This is a genomic window from Metapseudomonas boanensis (assembly GCF_018704125.1).
GTDB classification, from domain to species: domain Bacteria; phylum Pseudomonadota; class Gammaproteobacteria; order Pseudomonadales; family Pseudomonadaceae; genus Metapseudomonas; species Metapseudomonas boanensis.
Window position 1 is genome coordinate 450,776 of sequence record NZ_JAGTIS010000001.1, and the last position, 24,837, is coordinate 475,612.

General features: G+C 62.0%; 23 protein-coding genes. 14 read left to right on the forward strand and 9 right to left on the reverse strand.

The annotated features are described in order from the left end of the window. Positions 1 to 93: 93 nt before the first annotated feature. The 5 genes from J7302_RS02165 to J7302_RS02185 all read left to right on the forward strand — a co-directional run bounded on the left by J7302_RS02165 (position 94) and on the right by J7302_RS02185 (position 6,712). Positions 94 to 714 (forward strand): glutathione S-transferase family protein, encoded by a 621-nt coding sequence (locus J7302_RS02165; RefSeq protein WP_215369666.1) that lies wholly within the window; start codon positions 94 to 96, stop codon positions 712 to 714. A 91-nt stretch (positions 715 to 805) separates the two neighbouring features. Beyond that, the gene (locus J7302_RS02170) at positions 806 to 1,738 is read left to right on the forward strand and encodes an ABC transporter ATP-binding protein (RefSeq protein ID WP_215369668.1); all 933 of its coding nucleotides are present in this window, start codon (positions 806 to 808) and stop codon (positions 1,736 to 1,738) included. Next, a complete protein-coding gene (locus J7302_RS02175) occupies positions 1,735 to 2,514 on the forward strand; it encodes an ABC transporter permease (protein WP_215369671.1) in 780 nt (259 codons plus the stop codon). Before J7302_RS02170 ends, J7302_RS02175 begins: the two co-directional genes overlap by 4 nt. Before the next feature lie 122 nt (positions 2,515 to 2,636). Further along, positions 2,637 to 3,653 (forward strand): efflux RND transporter periplasmic adaptor subunit, encoded by a 1,017-nt coding sequence (locus J7302_RS02180; RefSeq protein ID WP_215369673.1) that lies wholly within the window; start codon positions 2,637 to 2,639, stop codon positions 3,651 to 3,653. Then, entirely contained in the window at positions 3,650 to 6,712 is a 3,063-nt protein-coding gene (locus J7302_RS02185; protein WP_215369676.1) for an efflux RND transporter permease subunit, read from the forward strand. Before J7302_RS02180 ends, J7302_RS02185 begins: the two co-directional genes overlap by 4 nt. A gap of 102 nt (positions 6,713 to 6,814) precedes the next feature. Here the strand turns inward: J7302_RS02185 and J7302_RS02190 are convergent, their stop codons facing one another. The 4 genes from J7302_RS02190 to J7302_RS02205 all read right to left on the reverse strand — a co-directional run bounded on the left by J7302_RS02190 (position 6,815) and on the right by J7302_RS02205 (position 10,025). Then, entirely contained in the window at positions 6,815 to 7,375 is a 561-nt protein-coding gene (locus J7302_RS02190; RefSeq protein ID WP_215369679.1) for a putative glycolipid-binding domain-containing protein, read from the reverse strand. A 36-nt stretch (positions 7,376 to 7,411) separates the two neighbouring features. Then, the gene (locus J7302_RS02195) at positions 7,412 to 7,756 is read right to left on the reverse strand and encodes an MmcQ/YjbR family DNA-binding protein (RefSeq protein ID WP_215369681.1); all 345 of its coding nucleotides are present in this window, start codon (positions 7,754 to 7,756) and stop codon (positions 7,412 to 7,414) included. Positions 7,757 to 7,773: 17 nt separating this feature from the next. Further along, the gene (locus tag J7302_RS02200) at positions 7,774 to 8,955 is read right to left on the reverse strand and encodes an MFS transporter (protein WP_215369684.1); all 1,182 of its coding nucleotides are present in this window, start codon (positions 8,953 to 8,955) and stop codon (positions 7,774 to 7,776) included. Between the two features lie 161 nt (positions 8,956 to 9,116). Further along, on the reverse strand, positions 9,117 to 10,025 hold the full coding sequence (locus J7302_RS02205) for a LysR substrate-binding domain-containing protein (RefSeq protein WP_215369686.1): 909 nt from the start codon (positions 10,023 to 10,025) through the stop codon (positions 9,117 to 9,119). A 152-nt stretch (positions 10,026 to 10,177) separates the two neighbouring features. Here J7302_RS02205 and J7302_RS02210 point away from each other — a divergent pair, with 152 nt between their 5' ends. Together J7302_RS02210 and J7302_RS02215 are read left to right on the forward strand one after the other, a co-directional pair. Continuing rightward, a complete protein-coding gene (locus J7302_RS02210) occupies positions 10,178 to 10,684 on the forward strand; it encodes a DUF1993 domain-containing protein (protein ID WP_215369688.1) in 507 nt (168 codons plus the stop codon). 209 nt (positions 10,685 to 10,893) lie between these two features. Then, a complete protein-coding gene (locus J7302_RS02215) occupies positions 10,894 to 11,502 on the forward strand; it encodes an FMN-dependent NADH-azoreductase (RefSeq protein ID WP_215369690.1) in 609 nt (202 codons plus the stop codon). A gap of 128 nt (positions 11,503 to 11,630) precedes the next feature. Here the strand turns inward: J7302_RS02215 and J7302_RS02220 are convergent, their stop codons facing one another. After that, positions 11,631 to 13,220, reverse strand: a complete 1,590-nt coding sequence (locus J7302_RS02220; RefSeq protein ID WP_215369693.1) for an ABC-F family ATPase — start codon at positions 13,218 to 13,220, stop codon at positions 11,631 to 11,633. A 453-nt stretch (positions 13,221 to 13,673) separates the two neighbouring features. Here J7302_RS02220 and J7302_RS02225 point away from each other — a divergent pair, with 453 nt between their 5' ends. Both J7302_RS02225 and J7302_RS02230 read left to right on the forward strand, forming a co-directional pair. Beyond that, positions 13,674 to 14,261 carry a hypothetical protein gene (locus tag J7302_RS02225; protein ID WP_251701816.1) on the forward strand — a complete coding sequence of 196 codons (588 nt, stop codon included), beginning with the start codon at positions 13,674 to 13,676 and terminating at the stop codon, positions 14,259 to 14,261. A 92-nt stretch (positions 14,262 to 14,353) separates the two neighbouring features. After that, a complete protein-coding gene (locus tag J7302_RS02230; protein ID WP_215369695.1) occupies positions 14,354 to 14,611 on the forward strand; it encodes a PRC-barrel domain-containing protein in 258 nt (85 codons plus the stop codon). Between the two features lie 1,078 nt (positions 14,612 to 15,689). On the opposite strand, the gene J7302_RS02235 is transcribed toward J7302_RS02230, so the two are convergent. Further along, positions 15,690 to 15,905, reverse strand: coding sequence for a hypothetical protein (locus tag J7302_RS02235; RefSeq protein WP_215369697.1), 216 nt, complete (start codon positions 15,903 to 15,905; stop codon positions 15,690 to 15,692). A gap of 516 nt (positions 15,906 to 16,421) precedes the next feature. Then, on the reverse strand, positions 16,422 to 16,700 hold the full coding sequence (locus tag J7302_RS02240; RefSeq protein WP_215369699.1) for a peptidylprolyl isomerase: 279 nt from the start codon (positions 16,698 to 16,700) through the stop codon (positions 16,422 to 16,424). A 120-nt stretch (positions 16,701 to 16,820) separates the two neighbouring features. On the opposite strand from J7302_RS02240, the gene J7302_RS02245 reads away from it, so the two are divergent. Together J7302_RS02245 and J7302_RS02250 are read left to right on the forward strand one after the other, a co-directional pair. Then, positions 16,821 to 18,023: a PilT/PilU family type 4a pilus ATPase gene (locus J7302_RS02245; RefSeq protein WP_215369701.1), complete on the forward strand. Its 1,203-nt coding sequence runs from the start codon at positions 16,821 to 16,823 to the stop codon at positions 18,021 to 18,023. Positions 18,024 to 18,166: 143 nt separating this feature from the next. After that, on the forward strand, positions 18,167 to 18,763 hold the full coding sequence (locus tag J7302_RS02250; protein WP_215369703.1) for a DJ-1/PfpI family protein: 597 nt from the start codon (positions 18,167 to 18,169) through the stop codon (positions 18,761 to 18,763). Between the two features lie 232 nt (positions 18,764 to 18,995). On the opposite strand, the gene J7302_RS02255 is transcribed toward J7302_RS02250, so the two are convergent. Then, positions 18,996 to 20,951 (reverse strand): acetoacetate--CoA ligase, encoded by a 1,956-nt coding sequence (locus J7302_RS02255; RefSeq protein ID WP_215369705.1) that lies wholly within the window; start codon positions 20,949 to 20,951, stop codon positions 18,996 to 18,998. 54 nt (positions 20,952 to 21,005) lie between these two features. Beyond that, positions 21,006 to 21,920, reverse strand: coding sequence for a LysR family transcriptional regulator (locus J7302_RS02260; RefSeq protein ID WP_215369707.1), 915 nt, complete (start codon positions 21,918 to 21,920; stop codon positions 21,006 to 21,008). A gap of 125 nt (positions 21,921 to 22,045) precedes the next feature. Here J7302_RS02260 and J7302_RS02265 point away from each other — a divergent pair, with 125 nt between their 5' ends. The 3 genes from J7302_RS02265 (at position 22,046) to J7302_RS02275 (ending at position 24,715) form a co-directional block, all read left to right on the forward strand. After that, positions 22,046 to 22,744: a CoA transferase subunit A gene (locus J7302_RS02265; protein WP_215370753.1), complete on the forward strand. Its 699-nt coding sequence runs from the start codon at positions 22,046 to 22,048 to the stop codon at positions 22,742 to 22,744. A 36-nt stretch (positions 22,745 to 22,780) separates the two neighbouring features. Then, entirely contained in the window at positions 22,781 to 23,437 is a 657-nt protein-coding gene (locus J7302_RS02270) for a CoA transferase subunit B (protein WP_215369709.1), read from the forward strand. A 99-nt stretch (positions 23,438 to 23,536) separates the two neighbouring features. After that, positions 23,537 to 24,715: an acetyl-CoA C-acetyltransferase gene (locus tag J7302_RS02275; protein WP_215369712.1), complete on the forward strand. Its 1,179-nt coding sequence runs from the start codon at positions 23,537 to 23,539 to the stop codon at positions 24,713 to 24,715. The last annotated feature ends 122 nt before the right edge of the window (positions 24,716 to 24,837 follow it).

Here is a 24,837-nt window from a genome sequence, read left to right on the forward strand (position 1 = left end):
CGGTCGATAACGGCTATCAACGCAAATCCTTGGCCATCGATGGGGGGATTGCCTCTAGAATTGCCGTTCTGCCAGGAGCTGAGGAAGATTCACATGCTGAAGATCTGGGGCCGGAAGAATTCCTCCAATGTGAGAAAAGCCCTCTGGGCTGCCGAAGAGGTCGGGGTCGACTACGAGGCGATCGATGCCGGCGGTGCTTTCGGCCTGGTCAACGAGCCGGAGTATCGAGCGCTGAATCCCAACGGCCTGGTCCCGATGATCGAGGACGACGGCTTGGTGCTCTGGGAGTCCAATGCCATCGTCCGCTACCTGGCTGCACGCTACGCTGCCGGCAGCCTCTATCCTGAGGACCCGGCCGAGCGTGCCCGTGGCGACAAATGGATGGACTGGACCACCTCGGCCTTCGCCCCGGTCTTCCGTGACTTGTTCTGGGGCACCTTGCGCACGCCAGCGGCAGAGCGCAACGAGGCCCTGATCGACACCGCACGGACCCGTTGCGGCCAATTGCTGGAGATGCCCGAACGGGCGCTGGCCGGGCAGCCCTATCTTTCCGGCAAGCGTCTGGCCATGGGTGACATCCCCTTGGGTAGCTTCATCTACGCCTGGTTCGAGATGCCCATCGAACGCCCAGATCTGCCGGCCCTGGCGGCCTGGTACGCACGGCTCCAGGAACGACCGGCTTACTGCAAGGCAGTGATGACCGCCCTGACCTGATGCTAGGCTAAATCCATCAAGAGGCTTGATGGTTGTGTTTGCTGCCATCAACCTTATTCAGTCCCCATTTGCAAAAGGCTTGTTTACCGTCATGAGTTCCGCCCTGTCCATCCGGCAGTTGACCAAGACCTACGCCAATGGCTTCCAGGCCCTCAAGGGCATTGACCTGGAAGTGGCCGAAGGCGATTTTTTCGCATTGCTCGGCCCCAATGGCGCGGGCAAATCCACCACCATCGGCATCCTGTCCACCCTGGTGAACAAGACCAGCGGCACCGTTAGCGTCTTCGGCAATGACCTGGACAAGTCGCCCTATGCGCTCAAGCGCTGCTTGGGAGTGGTGCCGCAGGAGTTCAACTTCAACCAGTTCGAGAAGGTCTTCGACATCGTCGTGACCCAGGCGGGTTACTACGGTATCCCGGCGAAGATCGCCAAGGAGCGTGCCGAGCAGTACCTGACACAGCTCGGCCTCTGGGAGAAACGCAACTCCGCTTCCCGCGAGCTGTCCGGCGGCATGAAGCGCCGGCTGATGATTGCCCGGGCGCTGATCCATGAGCCGCGTCTGCTGATCCTCGACGAGCCCACCGCCGGCGTCGATATCGAGCTGCGCCGTTCCATGTGGAGCTTCCTTACCGAGCTGAACGAAAAGGGCATCACCATCATCCTGACCACCCATTACCTCGAAGAGGCCGAGCAGCTCTGTCGCAACATCGGCATCATCGATCACGGGCGGATCATCGAGAACACCAGCATGAAGGAGCTGCTGAAAAAGCTGCACGTCGAAACCTTCCTGCTGGACCTGAAGGAGTCGCTGGAAGTGGTCCCGCAGCTCAACGGCTACCCGGCCTCGCTGGTGGACGACCACACCCTGGAAGTGCAGGTCGAGAAGACTCAGGGCATGACCGAGCTGTTCCGCCAGTTGGCGGCACTGAACATCGACGTGCTGAGCATGCGTAACAAGTCCAATCGCCTTGAGGAGCTGTTTGTGTCTCTGGTGGAGAAAAACCTGGCGAAGGTGGCTGTATGAGTTCGGAACTGCGGGCCAACCTGATTGCCCTCAACACCATCGTCACCCGCGAAGTCCGCCGCTTCACTCGTATCTGGCCGCAGACGCTGCTGCCGCCGGCGATCACGATGGCGCTGTACTTCGTCATCTTCGGCAACCTGATCGGCCGGCAGATCGGTGACATGGGCGGTTTCAGCTACATGGACTACATCGTGCCCGGCCTGATCATGATGTCGGTCATTACCAACTCCTACAGCAACGTGGTGTCGAGCTTCTTCGGCAGCAAGTTCCAGCGCTCGGTGGAGGAGTTGCTGGTTTCGCCGGTTTCGCCGCACACCATCCTGCTTGGCTACACCATCGGCGGAGTACTGCGTGGGCTGGCCGTAGGCGTAATCGTGACCTTCCTGTCGCTGTTCTTCACCAAGCTCCAGGTCCATCACATCGGGGTGACCGCGCTGGTGGTGCTGTTGACTGCGACGGTGTTCTCCCTGGGCGGCTTCATCAACGCCGTCTATGCGCGGAATTTCGACGATATCTCGATCATCCCGACTTTCGTGCTGACGCCCCTGACCTACCTCGGCGGGGTGTTCTACTCGATCAACATGCTGCCGCAGTTCTGGCAGACCGTGTCGCTCGCCAACCCGATCCTGCACATGGTCAACGCCTTCCGCTATGGCATCCTCGGGGTGTCCGACATCAACATCGGCGTTGCCATCGCGCTGATGCTGCTGACGACAGCCATCCTTTATGCCGCGTGCATCCACCTGCTGGTCAGTGGACGTGGTATGCGCCAGTAAGGTGCTACAAAGCGACATAGACTGACATCATCCCCTGCTGCCCCTGAGGCCCGTCTGCCGATAGAGTCGGCAGACGCTTCAGGCCAGAACCCGCAAACAGTCTGTTGGAAAAGAGGCATTCGATGATCGTCAGTCGCACCGCAGGGATGCTGCTTTCTTTCCTCATGTCGGTTTACGCCCTGGCTGCCCCGCCGCCCTTGGTGGAAGTGTCCGAGCCGCAGCGAGGGCTGGTACGCGATGAGCTGATCACGTTTGGTTCCTTGCGTTCGGACGAGTCGGTAATGATCCGTCCGGAAATCGAAGGGCGCCTGGCCGCGCTGCATTTTCGCGAGGGGCAGGCGGTCAAGGGGGGCGACTTGCTGGTCAGTCTCGACGGCGCCATCGTCCGCGCCGAACTGGCCCAGGCCCGCGCCAACCTTGATCTGGCGGAGAAAAGCTACGAGCGGGCCAAGCTGTTGTTCGCACGCGGCGCCAGTAACGCCCAGGCCCAGGACGAGGCGCTGTCGCAACAGCAGGCTGCCCGCGCGAGCCTGGAGCTGGCCCAGGCCAGGCTGGAGAAAACGCAGATCCGTGCACCCTACGATGGCACCCTCGGCCTGCGCCAGGTGAGCGTCGGCGATTACCTCAGCGCCGGCCAGGACATGGTCAACCTTGAGGTGCTGGACCCGCTGAAGGTTGATTTTCGCATTCCACAAAAGGCGGTCAGCCAGGTCGGGATTGGTCAGTCGGTGGAGATCAGCCTGGATGCTTACCCCGGCGAGCAGTTCCGCGGCGAGATCATCGCGCTGAACCCACGTCTGGACGAAGTCGGCCGCAGCCAGGCGATCCGGGCGCAGATCGGCAATCGGGACCACCGCCTCAAGCCCGGCCAGTTCGTCAAGGTTTCAGTGATCCTGGCCGAGCGCCCGCAGGCCCTGCTGATTCCTGAGGAGGCGGTGATGCCCCTGGGCCAGCTGCTATTCGTCAACCTGGTCGTGGACGGCAAGGTGGAGCGGCGGCAGATCAAGATCGGCCAGCGCCTGCGCGGCAAGGCCGAGGTACGCGAAGGCTTGCAGGGCAATGAGCAGGTCATCACCGCGGGCTGGCAGAAGGTCAGCCCAGGGCTGGAGGTCCGCACCGTAGCGCGGGGTGGGGCATGACGCTCTCCGATGTGTGCATCCGCAGGCCGGTGTTCGCCACCGTCCTCTCGCTGATCATCGTCCTGCTCGGCCTTTTGGCTTATGAGCGCCTCTCGGTGCGGGAGTACCCGAACATCGACGTGCCGATCGTCACGGTCAACGTCATCTACCCGGGGGCCAGCCCGGAGATCATGGAGTCCCAGGTGGCGCAGCCCATCGAGGACGTGTTGTCGGGTATCGAGGGGCTGGACTTCGTGGCTTCCATCAGCCGCTCGGAAAACACCCAGATCACTGCCCAGTTCCGCCTTGGCACCAACGCCGACGAGGCGGCCAACGATGTGCGGGACCGTATTGGGCGCGTGCGTGGCCTGCTGCCCGACGAGATCAACGAGCCCATCGTGCAGAAGGTCGAGGCTGACGCCCAGCCAGTGATCTGGCTTGCGTTCTACAGCGAGAGGCACTCGGCCATGGAGATCACCGACGTACTCGAACGAGTCGTGCGTGATCGCCTGCAGACCATCCCGGGTGTATCCGAGGTGCAGATTCGCGGCGCGCGGCGCTTCGCCATGCGCATCTGGCTGGACCCGGAAAAGCTGGCCGCCCACGACCTCACGGTGCAGGACGTGGAAGATGCCATACGCAGGCAGAATGTGGAGATTCCAGCCGGGCGCATCGAGTCGGTGCAGCGCGAGTTCAGCGTGCTTTCGGAAACCGACCTGCGCACGCCTGAGGAATTCAACGACCTGATCCTCAATGACCAGCGCGGCTATCTGCTGCGCCTGTCTGACGTTGGCCACGCCGAGGTCGGTGCAGCGGATGTGCGTAGCGTGGTGCGCTTCAATGGCCGCTCCGCCGTGGCCCTTGGGCTGGTCAAACAGGCCACGGCCAACCCGCTGGAAATCTCTGATGGGCTGAATGAAGCGTTGCCGGAAGTCAGCGCGTTGTTACCCGATGGGATGAAGATGGCCGTCGCCAACGACAACTCATTGTTCATTCGTGAGTCGATCGACAACGTCTACACCACTATCTGGGAAGCCGTGGTGCTGGTGATCCTGATCATCTTCCTGTTCCTGCGCTCGTTGCGCGCCACGCTGATCCCGCTGGTGACCATCCCGGTGTCGCTGATCGGCGCGTTTGCGCTGATGGCGCTGATGGGCTTCTCCATCAACACGCTGACGCTGCTGGCAATGGTGCTGGCCATCGGCCTGGTGGTGGACGATGCCATCGTGGTGCTGGAGAACATCCATCGGCATATCGAGGAGGGCATGTCGCCGCTCCAGGCGGCCTACAAGGGCAGTCGGGAGATTGCCTTCGCGGTGGTCGCCATGACCCTGACACTGGCTGCGGTTTACGCGCCCATCGGCTTCATGCAGGGCACCAGCGGTAAGCTCTTCACTGAATTCTCCTGGACGCTGGCCGGAGCCGTACTGGTCTCTGGCTTCGTGGCCCTGAGCCTGTCGCCGATGATGTGCGGGCGCCTGCTCAAGGCCCATGTTCCGCAGGAGCGGCACAGCCGCATCTACAACCTGGTCGAGGCCTTCCTCCATGGCCTGACCCACAGCTACCGCTACCTGCTGGAGCGGGTGCTGCACGCTTGGGTGCTGATTATCAGCGTGCTGGTGGTCATTCTTGTCTTGTGTCTGGTGCTGTTCAGTGGCCTGCGCAGCGAGCTGGCACCCACCGAGGACACCGGCACCATCGTCGGCTCGATCAATGGCCCGGATGGCGCCACCATCGAGTACACCAGCCGCTACGCGAAGATGCTCGAAGACGCCTACAGGTCGATTCCGGAAACCAATCGCTTCATGGTGGTGGTGGGCTTCCCGACCGTGGCCCAGGGTCTTTCGTTCCTCAAACTGGAGCCCTGGGATGACCGTGAGCGCAGCCAGTTCGAGATCCGCGACGAGCTGCTGCCCAAGCTGCAGGACATCCCCGGCGTGCGCGCCTTCCCGATCAATCGTCCGCCGCTGGGGCAGAGCGCGCGCAACCAGCCGGTGAACTTCGTGATTCGCTCTTCGCTGGAGTTCGATGAGCTGCAGCAGTACGTGGAGCAGTTGCTGGCGCGCGTACGTGACTATCCCGGCCTGGAAAGCCTCGACAGCGACCTCAAGCTGAATACGCCGCAGCTGAAGGTCACGGTTAACCGTGAGCAGGCGGTAGCCGTGGGAACCGACGTGGCAGCCATCGGCCGCAGCCTGGAAAGCCTGTTCGGCAGCCGCCAGGTCACGCGCTTCAAACAGAGCGGCGAGCAGTACGACGTGCTGGTGCAATTGGCCAACGTCGACCGCAGCAATCCGGAGGACCTCAACCGAGTCTACGTGCGCGGCCGCAATGACAGCATGGTGCAACTGGCCAACCTCATCGACATTCGCGAGACCGTAGCCCCGCGCGAGCTGAACCACTTCAACCAGTTGCGCGCGGTCACCATCACCGCAAACGTAGGTTCCGGCTATACCCTGGGCGAGGCCCTGGACCATCTGGAGCAGGCCGCGCGCGAGGTGTTCCCGCCTGATACGCAGTTCGATTACACCGGCACCTCGCGGGAATTCAAGGATGCCAGTACGGGGGTGGCGCTGATCTTCGCCCTGGCGCTGGTATTCATCTACCTGGTGTTGGCGGCGCAGTTCGAGAGCTTTGTCGATCCGCTGATCATCCTCTTCAGCGTTCCGCTTTCCATGGCCGGAGCACTGCTGGCGCTGACTTTCTTCGGCGGCACGCTGAACATCTACTCACAGGTGGGCATGGTGACCTTGATCGGCCTGATCACCAAACACGGCATCCTCATCGTCGAGTTCGCCAACCAGTTGCTACGCCAGGGCATGGACCTGCACGAGGCGGTGCTGGAAGCCTCGGTGAAACGCCTGCGGCCGATCCTTATGACCACTGGCGCCATGGTGCTGGGGTCGGTGCCCCTGGCCATCGCCAGCGGTGCCGGGGCCGAGAGCCGTCAGCAGATCGGCATGGTGATTGTTGGCGGGTTGCTGGTGGGGACTTTCTTCACACTGTTCGTGGTGCCGACGCTCTACCAGCAACTGCGGCGCTGGCGGCCGATTCGTCAGCAAGAGCCTGCGCTGGCCTGAGGCCGATCACCTCATGGCGCCGTTTGCGCTGAAGGTGACCGTTTGCGTGGATTGGCCCCCTCTCCCATTTGTGGAGAGCGTTGGGGAGAGGGGCACCTCGCCTCACTGCCGCTGGAAAAACCTTGGATAGCGCTCCACCAGGCCATCGTTACCCAATGTCAGCACGGCTTCGAAACCACTGCCATCAAGGTTCTGGTAGAGGTAGTGGTGCTGGTCAAGGCGTGTATAGGCCTGACGCATCCGTCTGATGCTGAGTTGCGGCGCCTCGATGAATACCGCTTCGATTTCGCGGCATTCGCCCAGGGCCAGGTAGAGGCGCCAGATGCTCGGGCTGTTGGTGAAGGGGGTTGGCCAGAGGTCGAGGTCCAGGCAGCCGGATAGCTCAAGGAGTTTGTTGCCCTCACCATCGCTCCAGTCGAGGTGGTTGTCACGCTTCAGGGCCAGCGTGCGCGAACCGTGTGCGTCCCGTACGCGGGCGCTGAAGGTCCGTGGCTCCCAGCCCTTTTCGAACTCCAGGCTGTAGTGCAGGCGATAGGGTTGGCCCGCATCATCGAAAGCCAGTACCCAGCCATCCGCGCGCCGGCCGTCCAGGCGAAAGTCCTCAAGGCCGGAGGTTGGGGCCTTGAGGTTCCAGAGGTGGGTCCAGAGGGCGTTGGTTCTCATCGGCTCAGGCCTTTTCAGCTCGGGGCATTGGACAGCTTAGAGCAGGAGCCCCACCTGGCGGATCTTCGGTAGTCGGGCCACTACCAATTGGTGGGAACGGGTCAGCAGCTGACGCAGCTCCTCATCGCCGAACGGGAACGGCGTCGCCATGCTGATCCAGTAGGCCCGGGCCAGGTAGGGCGCAGGCCGGACGCCTGGACGATCGACGTAGCCCAGGAACAGATCGTGATCGACCTTGAAGGCCAGGCCATCGCCAAGGAAATCGAGGATGGCGAACATCTTGTTGCCGGCGATCGAGAACACTCGGTTACTGCCCCATTTGATGTCCTCTCGGGCACCCGGCAATTGCAGGCAAAAGGCGGCGACTTGATCGGGGCTCATGGGTTCCTCCTGATCCTTCAGGTACTACTGGTGCTGCGCAGCAGCCAGAGGCTCAACAGCACGCCGGCCAGCGCCATGCTCGCCGCTACCAGGAAAATCATGGCAAAGCCGGCGGCGCCGGCAATGGCGCCCATCAGCGGGCCCGCGATGCCCAGGGCGAGGTCGAAGAATACGGCATAGGCGCCCAGTGCAGAACTGCGACTGGCCGCTGGAATTCGCGAAACCGCTTCCACGCCCAGCGCAGGGTAGACCAGCGACAGGCCAAGGCCAGTCAGCGCTGCGCCGGCCAGGCTCAGCCAGGGCGTTGGAGCGATCCATAACAGCAGCAGGCCCAGGCTTTCTACGCTCAATGACAGGATCGCGACCCGATAGCCGCCCAAGTGCCTGATGCTGTTGACGAACAGCAGCCGCGCTCCAATGAAGGCGCAGCCGAATGCAGTCAGGCAGTAGGCTGCGCCGTCCCAGCCCTGGCTCGCGTAATACAGGGTGATGAAGGTGGCCAGGGTGCCGAAGCCGATTGAGCCAAGCGCTAGCGCCGTGCCGTTGGGGGCGATGCGCAGGAAGACGTTGTGGAAGGGCAGCCGTTCGCCGTGCACGATCGGCGCCGGCGGTTTGTTCCAGGCCATCAGCAGCGCCAGGGTGCAGAGCAGGGCCATCAGCGCGCCGATGCTCCACAGACCCAGATGCGCGGCCATCACCACACCCAGTGGGGCGCCCACGGCGATAGCACCGTAGGACGCAATCCCATTCCACGAAATGACCCGGGCCATGTTCTCGGCGCCCACCCGGCCAACGCCCCAGCTGATCGAGCCCGTTCCGACAAGCCCCTGGCCGATCCCGAGCGCCACGCGTCCTGCCAGCAGGAGCACCAGGCTGGGCAGCGGCCATGCCTGTAGGGTCGTGGAGAGTAAGGTGAGTATCCCGCTGAGGCCGCAGAAGGCCATGCCGTAGAGGACGGCGCGTTTGGCACCGAGGCGGTCCGCCAGGCTGCCAGACATCGGCCGGGAAAGCAGGGTGGCCAGGTACTGCGAGCTGATCACGATCCCCGCCATGATCGAGCCATAGCCCATGTTGTCGTGTACGTAGCCCGGCAACACGGCAATGGGCAGGCCAACACAGAAGAAACTGATGAAGGTGAAGAAAACGACGGAGATGATCTGCAAGGTAGTGGAGGACGCAGACAGCTGGGGCGTGCTCATGGCAGAACCTGGAAGAAGAGGGGAGGGGGCGGTGCTCATGATCGCCGAGTCCGATTGGGAAAGGAAGCGTGCTAACGATTGAGCGCGTCATTCACTCACCGAGATTTGCCGGGCTATTTCAACGCCGCAAAGCAGTACTTTCCTTCCCCGAGTCTGGAGGCTTACACCGGGGGGTGCAGCCCATGGTGGAAAGCCTCTACCAGATGTTCGATCCAGGCGCGCACGGCTGGCAGCATCCCACGTCTATGGGTGTAGACGGCCTGCAGGAAACCGCCGGGTAGCCGCCAGTCCGGCAGTAGGCGTACCAGGCTACCGTCGCGGAGTTCCGCTTCGCAGTTCATTTGCGGCAGCATGCTGAAACCGAGCCCCAGGAGCGCCGCGCGCTTGCGCATCTCGAAGTCTTCCGTGCCCAGGCGCGCGTCCATTACCACTTCCTGTCGGTCGCCGAGGCTGTTTCGCAACTGGTAGTGCAAACGCCGGTCCGCCTCTGGAGCCCCTAGTGCCGGTAATTGCTGCAGGTCTTCCGGCCGGGTGATGGTCTTTCCCTGCAGCAACCTGGGGGATGCCACCAGCAAACTCACCGCCGGGCTGAGCTGGCGTGCGATCAGCGTTGGGTCTTCATCTCCTTCTTCGCGTACTCGCAAGGCCACATCCACGCCTTCTTCTCGCAGATCGACCCTGCGATTGGTCAGGATCAGGTCCAGTTGCACGAGCGGGTGCTGCTCAATGAACTCCAGGGTGATGGGGCGCAGTTGTGTGCGGCCCAACTCGACGGGACAGGATACCCGCAAGCGACCGCGCGGCTCGGCGGTCAGGCTGGCCACCACCTCGTCTGCCTGCTCGGCCTCTGCCAGCATCGCCTGGCAGTGCCGCAAGTAGCGCTCGCCGACGTCGGTCAACGCCAGCTTGCGTGTAGTGCGTTGCAGTAGGCGAACTCCCAGGCGCTCTTCCAGTTCTGCGATGCGCCGCGACAGGCGAGATTTCGGAATGCCCAGCAGACGACCGGCGGTCGCGAACCCACCGTGTTCGACCACCTTGGCGAAGTAGAAAAGATCGTTGAGGTCCTGCATGGTTTTGTCCTGCGTGTGGGACGAAATATGACATTTTCGGCTAGTTTGACGCGATTGATTTGTTCCGTGGAACATTGGTTCGCGGAATTGCCGCGGCGCTCGACAAGGGCTATACCTGATCGACTTTCCCCACCCGAAACGGAGCAAGCACCATGTCCTTGTCCATGTACGAGGCTTCAATACCGGTGTTCGTGCGCATGCTGGGCAACTTGTCGACGATTCTCGCCAAAGCCCAGGCCAATGCGGAAGCACGGAGTATCGAGCCCAAGGTTTTCATCGAGGCGCGGCTGGCGCCGGATATGTTCCCGCTGGCTCGCCAGGTGCAGATCGCCAGCGATACGGCCAAGGGCTGCGCGGCCCGTCTCGCGGGCGTCGAGGTGCCGAGCTACCCCGATACCGAGTCAAGCTTCGCAGAACTCCAGGAGCGGATCGCCAAGACGGTGGAGTTCGTCCAGGGCATCCAGGCGGCCCAGCTGGAGGGCAGTGAAACCCGCATCGTCACCCTGAAGATGCGCACCGGTGACCTGACATTCCCTGGCCAGGCGTACCTGCTGCACTTCGCTTTGCCGAACCTCTACTTCCACGTCACCACGGCCTACGCCATCCTCCGCCACAATGGCGTGGACGTGGGCAAGATGGACTTCCTCGGCGGCGTCTGAACCGTCGTTGGCGCTGAGCGCAGCGAAGCCCAACGATTCTTTTGTTGGAACCTTGTCGGGTTTCGCAGGGCTCAGCCCAACCAAAGCAGATTCGTCCCATGAGTGGGACGCTGAGTCACGAAATTGCCGGCTAATCAACCTTTGTGCTCATCAGTAGGATTACCCCATCCCGATCAGCAGTCGCCGATCGATCAATTGAGGAAACCTACATGAAACTTCTGCACCTTGATTCCAGCATCCTCGGCGACGCATCCGCCTCCCGTCAGCTGAGCCGCTCCGTGGTTGAAGCCTGGCAGGCCGCCGAACCCGCCACCCAAGTCACCTACCGTGACCTGGCCAGTGATGCCCTGAGTCACCTGTCTGCCCTGAGCCTGGTGGCAGGTGGAACACCTGCCGAGCTGCGCGACGCTGCCCAGAAGTACGAGGCTGAACTCGGCGAAACCACCTTGAAGGAATTCCTGGCTGCCGACGCCATTGTCATCGGCGCGCCGATGTACAACTTCGCCGTGCCGACCCAGCTCAAGGCCTGGATCGACCGTATCGCTGTCGCAGGCAAGACCTTCACCTACACGGAAGCCGGCCCGCAGGGCCTGGCGGGTGGCAAGAAGGTGGTGATCGTCTCCACCGCCGGTGGTGTCCACAACGGTCAGCCCAGTGGCAGCGCCCATGAAGATTACCTGCGCTTCGTACTTGGCTTCCTCGGCATCACCGATATCGAGATCATCCGCGCGCAGGGCCTGGCCTACGGCGAAGAGCCGCGCGCCAATGCCATCAGCGCTGCCCAGGAGCAGATCGGCGAGCTGTTCGCCACGGCCTGATCCGGTTGCCTGAAACGACCAAGCCCCGCTAATGCGGGGCTTGGTCGTTTCAGGCTTCTAATGCTTCGGAGGAAACGTGTAGGGGAGAATTCATTCCTCCCTACAAGCCCTCAGCTTGTCCCGGCAGGTTAGACGATCACGCCCTGGCTGCGCAGGTAGTCGTCGTAGGTGCCGCTGAAGTCGGTCACGCTGGTTTCCGACAACTCGATGATGCGGGTGGCCAGGGAGCCGACGAACTCGCGGTCATGACTGACGAAGATCAGCGTGCCCGGGTAGTTTTCCAGCGCCAGGTTCAGCGCTTCGATCGATTCCATGTCCAGGTGGTTGGTCGGCTCGTCCATCACCAGCACGTTGGGACGCTTCAGGATCAGCTTGCCGAACAGCATGCGGCCTTGCTCGCCGCCGGAAATCACCTTGACCGACTTCTTGATCTCATCGTTGGAGAACAGCATGCGGCCGAGGGTACCCCGCACCAGTTGCTCGCCGCCCTGGGTCCACTGGCCCATCCAGTCGAACAGGGTCACGTCGTCGGCGAAGTCTTCGGCATGATCCTGGGCGAAATAGCCGACATCGGCGCTTTCGGTCCATTTGACTTCACCGGCATCCGGCGTGAGTTCACCTACCAGACAGCGCAGCAGAGTGGTCTTGCCGATACCGTTGGGGCCGATGATGGCGACACGCTCGCCGGCTTCGATCTGCAGGTTCAGGCCCTTGAACAGTGGCTTGTCCTCGAAACCCTTGGCCAGCTTCTCCAAGGTCACCGCCTGGCGGTGCAGCTTCTTGTGCTGCTCGAAACGGATGAAGGGGCTGACGCGGCTAGATGGTTTGACCTCTTCCAGCTGGATCTTGTCGATCTGCCGTGCACGGCTGGTGGCCTGCTTGGCCTTGGAGGCGTTGGCCGAGAAGCGGCTGACAAAGGTCTGCAGTTCGGCGATCTGTGCCTTCTTCTTGGCGTTGTCCGAGAGCAGGCGTTCGCGGGCCTGGGTGGCCGCGGTCATGTACTCGTCATAGTTACCTGGGAAGAGGCGCAGCTCGCCGTAGTCCAGGTCGGCCATGTGGGTGCAGACGCTGTTCAGGAAGTGACGGTCGTGGGAAATGATGATCATGGTGCTGTTGCGCTCGCGCAGCACGCTTTCCAGCCAGCGGATGGTGTTGATGTCCAGGTGGTTGGTCGGTTCGTCCAGCAGCAGCACGTCTGGATCGGAGAACAGCGCCTGCGCCAGCAGCACGCGCAGTTTCCAGCCGGGGGAAACAGCGCTCATCGGGCCGAAGTGTTGGTCCAGCGGGATGCCGACGCCGAGAAGCAGTTCGCCGGCGCGGGATTCGGCGGTGTAGCCGTCCATCTCGGCGAAGTGCACTTCCAGCTCGGCCACGGCCATGCCGTCCTCTTCGCTCATCTCCGGCAGCGAGTAGATGCGGTCGCGCTCGGCCTTCACCGCCCAGAGCTCGGTGTGGCCCATGATCACCGTGTCGATCACGCTGAAGTTTTCGTAGGCGAACTGGTCCTGGCGCAGTTTGCCCAGGCGCACGTTGGGCTCCAGCATCACCTGGCCGGCCGACGGTTCCAGGTCGCCGCCAAGGATCTTCATGAAGGTCGACTTACCGCAGCCGTTGGCCCCGATCAGGCCGTAGCGGTTACCGTTGCCGAATTTAACGGAAACGTTCTCGAACAGCGGCTTGGCGCCGAACTGCATGGTGATATTTGCGGTGGAGATCAAGGGTTTTACCTATCAATAACTTACAAGTGGCCGCTTTCGGCTGATAGCGATTTGATATCAATGTTCAGCTTTTCAAGCTCGTGCCAGTCGGAGCACAAGTTGATCCAGCAGGCGTACGTCGACAGCAACATCTGCATGCGGAGGCCGAGTTGCTGGGAGATGAAAGCGGGATTGATGCCGGATATCCGGCAGATTGTCGCATAGGTGTGCCAGTAATTGCATGGCGAGCGGTTTCTGATCCCCGGCGCCATCGTGGTAGGGCGCTACCGGTGGTGGATGCAGAAGGCCTCTTGCATGTGCCCTCGGCTCTTGGAGGTCGCGACAATCCAGGGTCCACGCACGTGACCTTCAACCCCGTCTTTCCGACATTTGGTATGCGCCTGGGCCACCTTCCTGCAGAGGTTTACGCGATGCGAGTCGGAGTACGAATCGTTCCAGCGCCGCAGCATCGTCATGATCCGGTCGACCCGGCAGCATCCAATCAAGGTTCAGCGCAAGCTGGTGGTTGAGTTGGGTCAATTCACGCTGGCACTGGCGCCAAGTGAGCAGCAGCCTAGAGTTGGTACTTGGTTGAGAGAAAAATCAGGCGTAAGCCAAGTCTCAAAAAGGACTCTTGATGGTCGAATTGCGGCGCGCTTGCTTTGGCACGGGATGTTCCTCTTCCTGCTCGGACTTGGCGTGGGCCTCGTCGAGCCGCAGTTCAGCAACCCGCGTATGGGCCTTGCCGCTCATCTAGAGGGCGTCATGAACGGCACTTTCCTGCTGGCGATCGGGGCGGCCTGGACAGAGGTCCGTCTCGGCGCACGAACAAGGGCTGTTGCGTACTGGACTGTACTTTACGGAACCTATGCCAACTGGGCCTTCACGACGTTGGCTGCGGTTTTCGGTACGGCAGCCATGTCACCCATCACTGCAGCCGGGTATAGCGGAGCACCTTGGCAGGAAAGCCTGGTGACGCTCGGCTTTGTTTCGGTCGGACTCTCTATCGTTGTCGCCTCGTTGCTCTTGCTCTGGGGGTTTTCCCGCGGCGCGAAGGTCTGACCGGGCAGGTTCTACCCACGTTGAGGTTTGCGATGGGCATGGTGGTGTTCTGCCGAGCTATATTGCCAGCAGGCGCTGACAAGGAGGTTGGTATGGCAAGGGACTATACGGATGGTCGTTATAAGGTTTACCTGGGCCGAACCGCAGGCGCTCCCAGGGTGGGGCGCATCGACGGTGACGAATTCGTCAGGAGCGACAGCAACCAGTTGCTCTACCGCCTCGAAGGCAAAGATGTTTATGACATGAGTGGCGAACATGTCGGCGAGATCATGGATGCCGGCGATTTCGCCATGGTTGTGAAGCGCAGCCCTACGAGTATCGACTGCATACTCGTCTTCGTGCCTGAGTAACCGGTCCCGATACACCCGATTTCATAGAGTGCGGGACATTGGTGAGCCACGGAATGGCAATAACCTGCCGAAAGGACAAGGGCCGCCACGGTCCCGGGACAAAGATTGGTACTACCCCGTGGCGGCAATAGGAAACGCCCAAAAGAACAACTCCAGCGTAGCAATTTGATCGCACACGGCCAGCGCCACTCGTTCGGCCAATTGGTGCGTTCGGCTGCGTTGGAAGTCATCGTTGCCATGAGCTGCGATGCATTGAGCGCCGCTTATGCAGGGCTGCAGTGGATGCGTCCTCATACGACAAAGCCCGCGCAAGGCGTAATGCTGTTCACATACGAAAGAACGCCGCTTTTCCTTCAGCAGGAGGGCGGCGCTTTTGGTTTTACATCATCACGAAGTTGTTTCTGTTGGGCAGGTATCTCTCGTAGGAGCGAGCTCTGCTCGCGAACCCGCCTCCTTCGCGAGCAGAGCTCGCTCCTACGGGGCCTTCAGCTTGGTAGCCCGGATGAAATCGGGGGAAAAGTCCAACCGCTGCCCCCGGATTCATCCGGGCTACGAGATGGCAGACTGCTCCGAAGGCCGGTCACGCCCCCTCCTCATACGTGCTGACGCCTGCCTAAGTGAACAGCATTACGCGCAAGGCGGGCTTTGTCGTTGGGGGCTGATCTTTCAGCAGTCCAGGGAGCTGAACACTGGCCTGCCGGATTCGTCCACGCGAAGCAGCTTATCGAGGGCGTCATCCGCCGCTTGAATTGCATCGGATCGGCGGGTGAAGTGTGTACGGTCGTAGACCTGATGGAGGAGCGGTTCTGCGTAAGATCCGTGCGGTCTGATTGCAACAAACGCTAAAGCATGATCACCGTTGAGTCGGGCTTCGCTCCAGGCGGCGTGCCCTGGGAAGTCTCGTCTGTTCATGGCGGCCTCCAGCAGGTTGCGTCTTAGAAGATGGACTTCAAATATGGACCAGGAATCCTCATTTGGTAGGGCGACCTGACGAAGGGATGGGTGATAAAGAGAAGTTCGCCCAGGGTCGGCTGGATCTTTGAAGTTGATCTACCGGTGATGAGGGCTGCTGCCTGTCTCAGATTCCCTTCCAGAACTCGTACATCGCATAGATCACCCCGATGGCCAGCATCCAGCGAACCAGCCCGAGTAATTCCTTGCGGGTCATGACCCACCAGGCCACCAGAGCGATCATCACGGCCAATCCCAGCTGTTGCGCTTTGCTTTCTACTGTCTGCGAGTACGCGATATAAAAACCCATTGCCAGTGATCCGAGCCCGACGACCACCTTCATCGGATCACTCATTGTGTGGGTTGTCTCGTTCCTTTTGACCGCTCCCGACCCCTTGCAGGAGGAGCAGGACTCGAACTTGGTGACTCCGTTCTCAAAATGAGTTTTCCTGCCTGTTCCGTTGCAGTTGGTGCACATCGACGTAGCCATAGGCGAGTTCTCCGTAGATCTTTTTCCTCGCCTACTGCTACCCGAATACGTCCATCGAAAGGTCTGGCGTGCTGATGCTGGTGTTATAGCCAACGCAGCCTGTCGTCGGCGTGCGCTCTGGCAGGAAAATGAGGGGCTTGGTCGGCGGTATGGCAAGGGCTGAAGGCGGGGGGAGTAACAGGGTCGCAATCCGTTGCGAATGCAGAGGATGGGGAATGAAACAGGAGGAACGCACGCGGGCTGATACCAATCGCGATACCAGCCCGCAGGTTTTGATGATTGGTCGTGCCGATAACTCGCTGAGGTGAGAAGCGCGCAAAAGTGCGCGCTTTTAGCAATTTAGCGCCGCTTCGGGGATCGGCCGTCGTTTCAGTCGCGGAAGAACACCTGCACCAGGTGGTAGCCAAACTGGCTTTTCACAGGGCCGTGGATGGTACGGACGGGCTTCTTGAAAATCACTTGGTCGATCACCCGCACCATCTGGCCTGGGCGGACTTCGCCGAGGTCGCCGCCGCGCTTGGCGGAAGGGCAGATGGAGTGCTTCTTGGCCAGGGTGGCGAAATCCTCGCCATTGGCCAGGCGCTTTTTCAGTTGTTCGGCTTCCGCCTCGGTCTTGACCAGGATGTGGCGGGCAAGGGCCTTGGCCATGGGAATTCCTCGTGGACTGTGGAGCCGTTCATTGTGCCCGACCGGGCGTCGGTCATACAGTTGCCTCTTTTCGATCCGCTGTGCGGATGCGTTGACCCTCCACTGGATTACGGACGCCCCATGGACCTTTCCTCGATGTTGAAAATCCTGGCCACCCAGGACGGTTCCGACCTTTACCTCTCTACTGGCGCGCCGCCCTGCGCCAAGTTCAATGGCGTGCTCAAACCGCTAAGCAGCGAGCCGTTGCGCGCCGGCGACGTGGCAAAGATCGCGGATTCGGTCATGGATGCCGAGCAGCGCGCTGAATTCGAGCGTGAGCTGGAGATGAACCTGGCCATTTCGCTGCCCAATATCGGCCGCTTTCGCATCAATATCTTCAAACAGCGCAACGAGGTATCCATCGTCGCGCGGAACATCAAGCTCGATATCCCGAAATTCGAGGACCTCAAACTGCCGGAAGTGCTGCTCAAGATGGTCATGGAGAAGCGCGGCCTGGTGCTGTTCGTCGGCGGTACCGGCTCGGGCAAGTCCACCTCTCTGGCCGCACTGATCGACTACCGCAACCGCAATAGCGGCGGGCACATCATCACCATCGAAGACCCGGTGGAGTATGTGCATCGGCACAAGAAATCCATCATCAACCAGCGTGAAGTGGGCGTGGACACCCGCAGCTTCCATGCAGCGTTGAAGAACACCCTGCGCCAGGCGCCGGACGTGATCCTGATCGGTGAGATCCGCGACCGCGAAACCATGGAGCACGCCCTGGCCTTCGCCGACACCGGCCACCTGGCGATTTCCACATTGCATGCCAACAACGCCAACCAGGCGCTGGACCGCATCATCAACTTCTTCCCCGAGGAGCGTCGGCCGCAGCTGCTCAATGACCTGGGCAACAACCTCAAGGCCTTCGTTTCCCAGCGTCTGGTGCGTACCCAGGATGGCAAACGCCGTGCGGCGGTTGAGGTGCTGCTCGGGACTTCGACCATCAGCGACCTGATCAAGCGCGGTGAATTCCACTCCATCAAGGAAATCATGGAAAAGTCCCGTGGCCTGGGCATGCAGACCTTCGACCAGGCGTTGTTCGACCTGGTGGTGGAGGGCGCCATCAGCGAGGACGAGGCGATCAAGAACGCCGACTCGGCCAACAATCTGCGCCTGAAGCTCAAGCTTTATCGCGAGGGCCCCAATGGACCGGCCGCGCAGGAGAGCACCTCGACGGCAGCGCCTGCTGGAGGCGAGAGAGCTGCCAACTGGGGGCTCGAGCTGAAGTTGGAGGAGTTGGAGGAAGATGAGCCGGAGGAGCCGGGGGCAGGGCCGAGGTAGGCTCCCGGGGCATTGCTGGTGTGGCTTTCGTCCGCTTCCCCCTCACAACCTGTACGGTCAAATTTAATTGCTGCTGTACTTAGCGCTTGTGCCGTGGCCCGCATAGATTCGCTCCATGCACTGATCTGCCACGGGAGGCCGCCATGCGTATCGCCGTACTGACGTTCGAGGGTTTCAACGAGCTGGATTCGTTTGTCGCCGCCGGGCTGCTCAACCGCATGCGTGGCCACGGCTGGCAGGCTGAGATCACCTCGCCCACGGAATGGGTTACCTCGATGAACGGGGTGAAGATCCAGGCGCAGCAGCCGCTGGAGTTCGCTAACGCGGCGGACGTGGTGCTGTTCGGCAGTGGCATGCAGACCCGCGCCATCGCCGAGGACCGCACCATCCTCGACCGCCTGCGGCTGGACCCGCAGCGCCAGTTGATCGGTTCGCAATGCTCCGGCGCCTTGCTGATGGCCCGCCTCGGGCTGTTAGGCAGCCTGCCGGCCTGCACCGATCTCACCACCAAGCCCTGGGTGATCGAGGCGGGCGTGCAGGTGCTGGACCAGCCGTTTTATGCCAAGGGCAACCTGGCTACGGCCGGTGGGTGCCTGTCAGCGCCTTATCTGGCGACCTGGGCGATTGCCAAGCTGGCGGGAGAGGATGCTTGCGCCACGGTGTTGCACTACGTAGCCCCGGTGGGAGAGAAGGAGGCCTTCGTCGAACGGGCCCTCGGGGTGGTTAGGCCATATCTTTGACACGCAGGAATGGCTGCTCTTCTGGGGGCGGGTAAACATCTACGTTCGTAGAGCTGCGACTGGCTCATCGCAGGACTTGTAGGCGCATGGGGGGCGCCGCGTTCTTGCTCGCGGACAGCCCGAGCGCGATCTTTCGCGAGCAAGCTCACTCCTACAGAAAATCCCGACTTGATTAAGCACATGGTTCCCCATCTTCAAATGGATTTGCACCCACAGAAAAGGTGCCTGGAGATCAGCTCTGTAGCTCCGGCAAATCTCTGAACAGCTCCAGGGCCTGCGGATTGGCCAGGGCATCGGTGTTCTTCACCGGCTTCCCGTGTACGACGTTGCGTACGGCCAGTTCGACAATCTTGCCGCTGATGGTGCGTGGAATGTCGGTCACGGCGATGATCCTGGCCGGTACATGGCGCGGGGTGGCGTTGGCGCGGATCACCTGGCGGATGCGAGTTTGTAGCGCTTCATCCAGCACCACACCCTCACGCAAACGCACGAACAGCACCACGCGCACGTCGCTGTCCCAATCCTGGCCGATGGCGATGGATTCCAACACTTCTTCGACTTTTTCCACCTGGCGGTAGATCTCCGCCGTGCCGATGCGTACGCCGCCAGGGTTGAGCACGGCGTCTGAGCGGCCGTGAATGACCAGACCGCCGCGCAGGGTCTCCTCGGCGTAGTCGCCATGGGCCCAGACGCCGGGGAAGGTTTCGAAGTAGGCCGCTTTGAACTTTGCCCCTTCGGGGTCGTTCCAGAAACACACCGGCATGGAGGGGAAGTGCCGGGCGCAGACCAGTTCGCCTTTTTCGCCCACCACCGGCTTGCCGTCCTCGTTCCACACCTGCACGTCCATGCCCAGCCCCTTGCACTGCAACTCGCCGCGCCACACCGGAAGCACCGGGTTGCCCAGGGCGAAGCAGGATACGATATCGGTGCCGCCGGAAATCGATGACAGACAGAGGTCGGCCTTGATGTCGCGATAGACGTACTCGAAGCTCTCGTGGGACAGCGGAGAGCCAGTTGATAGCAACGCCTTGAGCCGCGTCAGTTGGTGGCTCTGGCCGGGCTTCTCGCCGGCCTTCTCCAGCGCTGCGAGGTACTTGGCGCTGGTGCCGAAGATGCTGATGCCCTCGGCGTCGATCAGGTCGATCAGGCGTTCCGCGCCGGGATGGAAGGGTGAGCCGTCGAATAGCACCAGGGTGGCGCCGAGGGCCAGCCCGGAGACCAGCCAGTTCCACATCATCCAGCCGCAGGTGGTGTAGTAGAACAGCGTGTCGTCGGTCCTCAGGTCCGTGTGCAGCCCATGCTCCTTCACATGCTGCAGCAAGGTGCCGCCGACGCCGTGGACGATGCACTTGGGCACGCCCGTGGTGCCGCTGGAGTAGAGAATGTAAAGCGGTTGGTCGAACGGCACCTGGGTGAACGCGGGCTCGCCGCCGGGGGTGTAGAAGTCACGCCAGAGCGTGACCTTGGCGTGGGTGGTGAAGTCGCCAGGGGTGGCCTCAGGGCGTGCGAAGGGCACCACCACCAGCTGTTCGAGCGACGGCATGCGCTCGAGTATTTCATTGAGCTTGGTGGTCAGGTCCAGCACCTTGCCGGCGTAGCGGTAACCGGCGGCGGCGATCAGCACCCTGGGTTCGATCTGGCCGAAGCGGTCGATCACACCTTGTGTGCCAAAGTCCGGTGAGCAGGACGACCAGGTGGCGCCCAGACTGGTGGCGGCCAGCATGCCGACCACCGTCTGCCAGGTATTGGGCATGAAGGCGGCGACGCGGTCGCCGACACCCACTCCGGCAGCTTGCAGGCTGCGTTGCAGGCCGGCGACCTGAAAAGCCAGCTCGGCATAGGTCAGTTGTTCGCGGCCGCCGTCTTCGGCAATCGCGATCAGCGCCGGGTGGTCATCACGGCGGCGTAGCAGGTGCTCGGCGAAGTTCAGTGTGGCGCCGGGAAACCAGTGGGCGCTCGGCATCGCCGGGCCTTCTTCCAGCACTGCCTGTGGCGCGCTGGAGAAGCGAATATCGAAGAACTCGACGATGGCCTGCCAGAAGGCCTCGCGATTGGCCACGCTCCAGGCGTGCAGGGCAGGGTAGTCGGCCAGGTCCAGGCCGTGACGCTGGTTGACCTGGCGGCGGAAGGCGTCCATCCGGGTGGCAGCGATGCGGGCTGGGCTGGGACTCCAGAGAGGTTGGTTCATCTGTGCGTCCATCGTGTCGGGCGGATGCTCTTCATAATGGCACGGGTTGGCGGCTCAGGTTGGGGCCTCGGGGAGGTCCAGGGTGTTCCAGTCGGTGACGTGCAACAGCACGTCGCACAGGGCCTGGGCCGCCGTGGAGAGCTTGTGCTCGGCGAGCCGGATCAATCCGACCCGCCGGGCCACCTCCGGGCTGTGCAGGGCGATGCAGCGGGCGCCCAGCTCCTGCATCTGCTGGATGCACAGGCTGGGGACGACGCTGACGCCCAGCCCCTGGGCGACCATGCGGCCGATCGTGCCCAGTTGGTGACTCTCGAAGGCCACCGGCAATTTGCCGTGTTGCGCGGCGACCGTCTCTTCCAGCAGCAGTCTCACGGCGGAAGGCCGTTGCAGGGTGATGAAGTTCTCCCGCAGCAGCTCCGCCCAGCTCACGTCCTGGCGACTAGCCAGTTCGCAGTCGGTGGGAACTACGGCAACGAATCGGTCGGTATAGAAGGGCGTGAAATCCAGACCGTCGAGCGAGTCCGGCTCGAACGCGATGCCCAGCTCGACACGGCGGTTGCGCACCATATCCAGTACTTGCTCGTTGATCACATCATGCACGGCCACGTTGACCTTCGGGTGGCGATTGCGGAAGGCCTTGAGCGCCACCGGCAATAGGTTGCCGGCAAACGAGGGCATGGCGGCAATGGAAACCTTGCCCAATTGCAGGGTGAAGTGCTGGCGCAGCAGCTCTTCGGCATTGTCCCAGTCTGCCAGCAGGCGGCGGGCAATGGGCAGCAGTGTCTCGCCTTCTGGCGTCAGGCTGACGCTGCGGGTGGTGCGCACCAGCAACGGGCCGCCGAGGGACTCTTCCAGGCTTTTGATCGCCAGGCTCAACGCAGGCTGGGAAAGGTGCAGCCGTTCGCACGCCTGGGCGAAGCTCAGGCTCTGGGCAACGGCAAGGAAGGCGCGCAATTGCTTGACAGTCATTTATTTGCCTTTGTGATTAATGCAAAGGAAAAACAAACTTAACAAATCAGTCTGGAGGGGAGAAGCTCTGCCTCACTCACCGGCGACGACTGCCGGCCATGAACAACGACAAGAGGCGCAATCGCATGAGCGGACTCGACAAACGTGTGAACTCCTATGAAGAGGCCCTGGCCGGCCTGACCGACGACATGACTGTCCTGTCCGGCGGCTTCGGCATCTGCGGTATTCCGGAGAACTTGATCAACGAGATCCGCCGCCGTGGCGTCAAGGGCCTGACCGTGGTCTCCAACAACTGCGGCATCGACGGCTTTGGCCTGGGCGTGCTGCTGGAAGACCGGCAGATCCGCAAGATGATCGCGTCCTACGTCGGCGAGAACGCCCTGTTCGAGCAACAGCTGCTCAGCGGCGAGCTGGAAGTCGAACTGACCCCGCAAGGCACCCTGGCCGAGAAACTGCGCGCAGGCGGTGCCGGCATCCCGGCCTTCTACACGGCCACTGGCTACGGCACCCCGGTCGCCGAAGGCAAGGAAGCTCGCGAGTTCAACGGCCGCCATTACATCCTCGAGCCGGCGATCACCGGTGACTTCGCTATCGTCAAAGGCTGGAAAGCCGACCACTTCGGCAACGTCATCTACCGCCACACTGCACAGAACTTCAACCCGGTGGTCGCCACCGCCGGCCGCATCACCGTGGTCGAGGTGGAGGAAATCGTCGAGCCGGGCGAACTGGACCCGGCCCAGATCCACACCCCTGGCATCTACGTGGACCGCATCATCCAGGGCAGCTTCGAGAAACGCATCGAGAAGCGCACCGTCCGCTCCTGAGCCTGACCACAACAAGAAGAATCCGAGGATACCGACATGGCACTTACCCGCGAACAGATGGCCCAGCGCGTGGCTCGCGAACTGAAGGACGGCTACTACGTGAACCTGGGGATCGGTATTCCGACCCTGGTGGCCAACTACGTGCCGGAAGGCATGGATGTGATGCTGCAGTCCGAGAATGGCCTGCTCGGCATGGGCGCATTCCCGACCGAGGATGAAGTGGACGCCGACATGATCAACGCCGGCAAGCAGACCGTCACCGCCCGCTCGGGTGCAGCGATCTTCTCGTCCGCCGAGTCCTTCGCGATGATCCGTGGCGGCCACGTGGACCTGACCGTGCTGGGCGCCTTCGAAGTGGATGTCCAGGGCAACATTGCGTCCTGGATGATCCCCGGCAAGCTGGTCAAGGGCATGGGCGGCGCGATGGACCTGGTGGCCGGTGCCGACAACATCATCGTCACCATGACTCACGCCTCCAAGGACGGCGAATCCAAGTTGCTCAAGCACTGCAGCCTGCCGCTCACCGGCTGCCGCTGCATTCGCAAGGTACTCACCGACCTGGCGTACCTGGAGATCGAGAACGGCACCTTCATCCTGCGCGAGCGCGCGCCGGGCGTGAGCATCGAAGAAATCGTCGCCAAGACCGCCGGCCCGCTGATCGTGCCGGATGACGTCATCGAAATGACGTTCTGAGTACCTCACCGCATTGAAGGGAGCCGCCACGCACGGCTTCCTTCAATGCGTTTTTTCGTTTTATCACCACCGACCCTGCTTCTTGATCGGGAGAAACCAATGCAAGACGTCGTAATCGTCGCCGCTACCCGCACTGCCATCGGCAGCTTCCAAGGCGCTCTCGCCGGTATCCCCGCCCATGAACTGGGTGCCGCGGTGATTCGCCAGCTGCTGGCCCTGACCGGCCTGGATGTCGCCGAGGTGGATGAAGTGATCCTCGGCCAGGTGCTGACCGCAGGTTCGGGCCAGAACCCGGCGCGGCAGGCGGCAGTCCTCGCAGGCCTGCCCTTCACGGTCCCGGCCATGACCCTCAACAAGCTCTGTGGTTCCGGCCTCAAGGCCCTGCATTTGGGCGTACAGGCCATCCGCTGCGGTGACGCAGACGTGGTCATCGCTGGCGGCCAGGAGAACATGAGCTTGGCCCCCTACATCCTGCCTGGCGCCCGTACCGGCCTGCGCATGGGCCATGCGAAGATCGTCGACACCATGATCCACGACGGCCTGACCGATGCCTTCAACGACTACCACATGGGCGTCACGGCCGAGAACCTGGTGGAGAAATACGGCATCAGCCGCGAGGCCCAGGACCGCTTTGCCGCCGCTTCGCAGGAGAAGGCCGTGGCTGCCATCGAAGGTGGGCGCTTCGTTGATGAGATCACGCCGATCCTGATCCCGCAGCGCAAGGGCGATCCCGTTGCCTTCGCCACTGATGAGCAGCCGCGCGCCAGCACGACCTTCGATGCCTTGTCCAAGCTCAAACCGGCCTTCAAGAAGGATGGCAGCGTCACCGCTGGCAATGCCTCCAGCCTCAACGACGGCGCTGCTGCGGTGCTGCTGATGAGCGCTGAAAAGGCCAAGGCGCTGGGCCTGCCGGTGCTCGCGCGAGTCGCCGGTTACGCCAATTCCGGCGTTGACCCGGCGATCATGGGCATCGGCCCGGTAACCGCGACTCGCCGTTGCCTGGAAAAAGCGGGCTGGAGCCTCGAGCAACTGGACTTGATCGAAGCCAACGAAGCCTTTGCCGCCCAGTCGCTGTCTGTGGGCCAGGAGCTGGGTTGGGACATGGCCAAGGTCAACGTCAACGGCGGCGCCATCGCCCTTGGTCACCCGATCGGTGCATCGGGCTGCCGCGTGCTGGTGACTCTGCTGCACGAGATGATCAAGCGTGATGCCAAGAAGGGTTTGGCGACCCTGTGCATCGGTGGGGGGCAGGGCGTGGCGCTGGCGATCGAGCGTTGATTGCGACGTGGTAAGGAAAGCGCCGGCCTCAGGGTCGGCGTTTTTGTTTGGAGGGTGCGCCGTGCGCACCCTACGATCAAGCCCGTAGGATGTGGTGGAGCGAAGCGATACCCATCAGCGGG

What these genes read in the sequence shown, in the direction of transcription:
- J7302_RS02165 (WP_215369666.1), top strand. Translation starts at nt 94, where the DNA reads ATGCTGAAGATCTGGGGCCGGAAGAATTCCTCCAATGTGAGAAAAGCC.
- J7302_RS02170 (WP_215369668.1), top strand. Translation starts at nt 806, where the DNA reads ATGAGTTCCGCCCTGTCCATCCGGCAGTTGACCAAGACCTACGCCAAT.
- J7302_RS02175 (WP_215369671.1), top strand. Translation starts at nt 1,735, where the DNA reads ATGAGTTCGGAACTGCGGGCCAACCTGATTGCCCTCAACACCATCGTC.
- J7302_RS02180 (WP_215369673.1), top strand. Translation starts at nt 2,637, where the DNA reads ATGATCGTCAGTCGCACCGCAGGGATGCTGCTTTCTTTCCTCATGTCG.
- J7302_RS02185 (WP_215369676.1), top strand. Translation starts at nt 3,650, where the DNA reads ATGACGCTCTCCGATGTGTGCATCCGCAGGCCGGTGTTCGCCACCGTC.
- J7302_RS02190 (WP_215369679.1), bottom strand. Translation starts at nt 7,375, where the DNA reads ATGAGAACCAACGCCCTCTGGACCCACCTCTGGAACCTCAAGGCCCCA.
- J7302_RS02195 (WP_215369681.1), bottom strand. Translation starts at nt 7,756, where the DNA reads ATGAGCCCCGATCAAGTCGCCGCCTTTTGCCTGCAATTGCCGGGTGCC.
- J7302_RS02200 (WP_215369684.1), bottom strand. Translation starts at nt 8,955, where the DNA reads ATGAGCACGCCCCAGCTGTCTGCGTCCTCCACTACCTTGCAGATCATC.
- J7302_RS02205 (WP_215369686.1), bottom strand. Translation starts at nt 10,025, where the DNA reads ATGCAGGACCTCAACGATCTTTTCTACTTCGCCAAGGTGGTCGAACAC.
- J7302_RS02210 (WP_215369688.1), top strand. Translation starts at nt 10,178, where the DNA reads ATGTCCTTGTCCATGTACGAGGCTTCAATACCGGTGTTCGTGCGCATG.
- J7302_RS02215 (WP_215369690.1), top strand. Translation starts at nt 10,894, where the DNA reads ATGAAACTTCTGCACCTTGATTCCAGCATCCTCGGCGACGCATCCGCC.
- J7302_RS02225 (WP_251701816.1), top strand. Translation starts at nt 13,674, where the DNA reads ATGATCCGGTCGACCCGGCAGCATCCAATCAAGGTTCAGCGCAAGCTG.
- J7302_RS02230 (WP_215369695.1), top strand. Translation starts at nt 14,354, where the DNA reads ATGGCAAGGGACTATACGGATGGTCGTTATAAGGTTTACCTGGGCCGA.
- J7302_RS02235 (WP_215369697.1), bottom strand. Translation starts at nt 15,905, where the DNA reads ATGAAGGTGGTCGTCGGGCTCGGATCACTGGCAATGGGTTTTTATATC.
- J7302_RS02240 (WP_215369699.1), bottom strand. Translation starts at nt 16,700, where the DNA reads ATGGCCAAGGCCCTTGCCCGCCACATCCTGGTCAAGACCGAGGCGGAA.
- J7302_RS02245 (WP_215369701.1), top strand. Translation starts at nt 16,821, where the DNA reads ATGGACCTTTCCTCGATGTTGAAAATCCTGGCCACCCAGGACGGTTCC.
- J7302_RS02250 (WP_215369703.1), top strand. Translation starts at nt 18,167, where the DNA reads ATGCGTATCGCCGTACTGACGTTCGAGGGTTTCAACGAGCTGGATTCG.
- J7302_RS02255 (WP_215369705.1), bottom strand. Translation starts at nt 20,951, where the DNA reads ATGAACCAACCTCTCTGGAGTCCCAGCCCAGCCCGCATCGCTGCCACC.
- J7302_RS02260 (WP_215369707.1), bottom strand. Translation starts at nt 21,920, where the DNA reads ATGACTGTCAAGCAATTGCGCGCCTTCCTTGCCGTTGCCCAGAGCCTG.
- J7302_RS02265 (WP_215370753.1), top strand. Translation starts at nt 22,046, where the DNA reads ATGAGCGGACTCGACAAACGTGTGAACTCCTATGAAGAGGCCCTGGCC.
- J7302_RS02270 (WP_215369709.1), top strand. Translation starts at nt 22,781, where the DNA reads ATGGCACTTACCCGCGAACAGATGGCCCAGCGCGTGGCTCGCGAACTG.
- J7302_RS02275 (WP_215369712.1), top strand. Translation starts at nt 23,537, where the DNA reads ATGCAAGACGTCGTAATCGTCGCCGCTACCCGCACTGCCATCGGCAGC.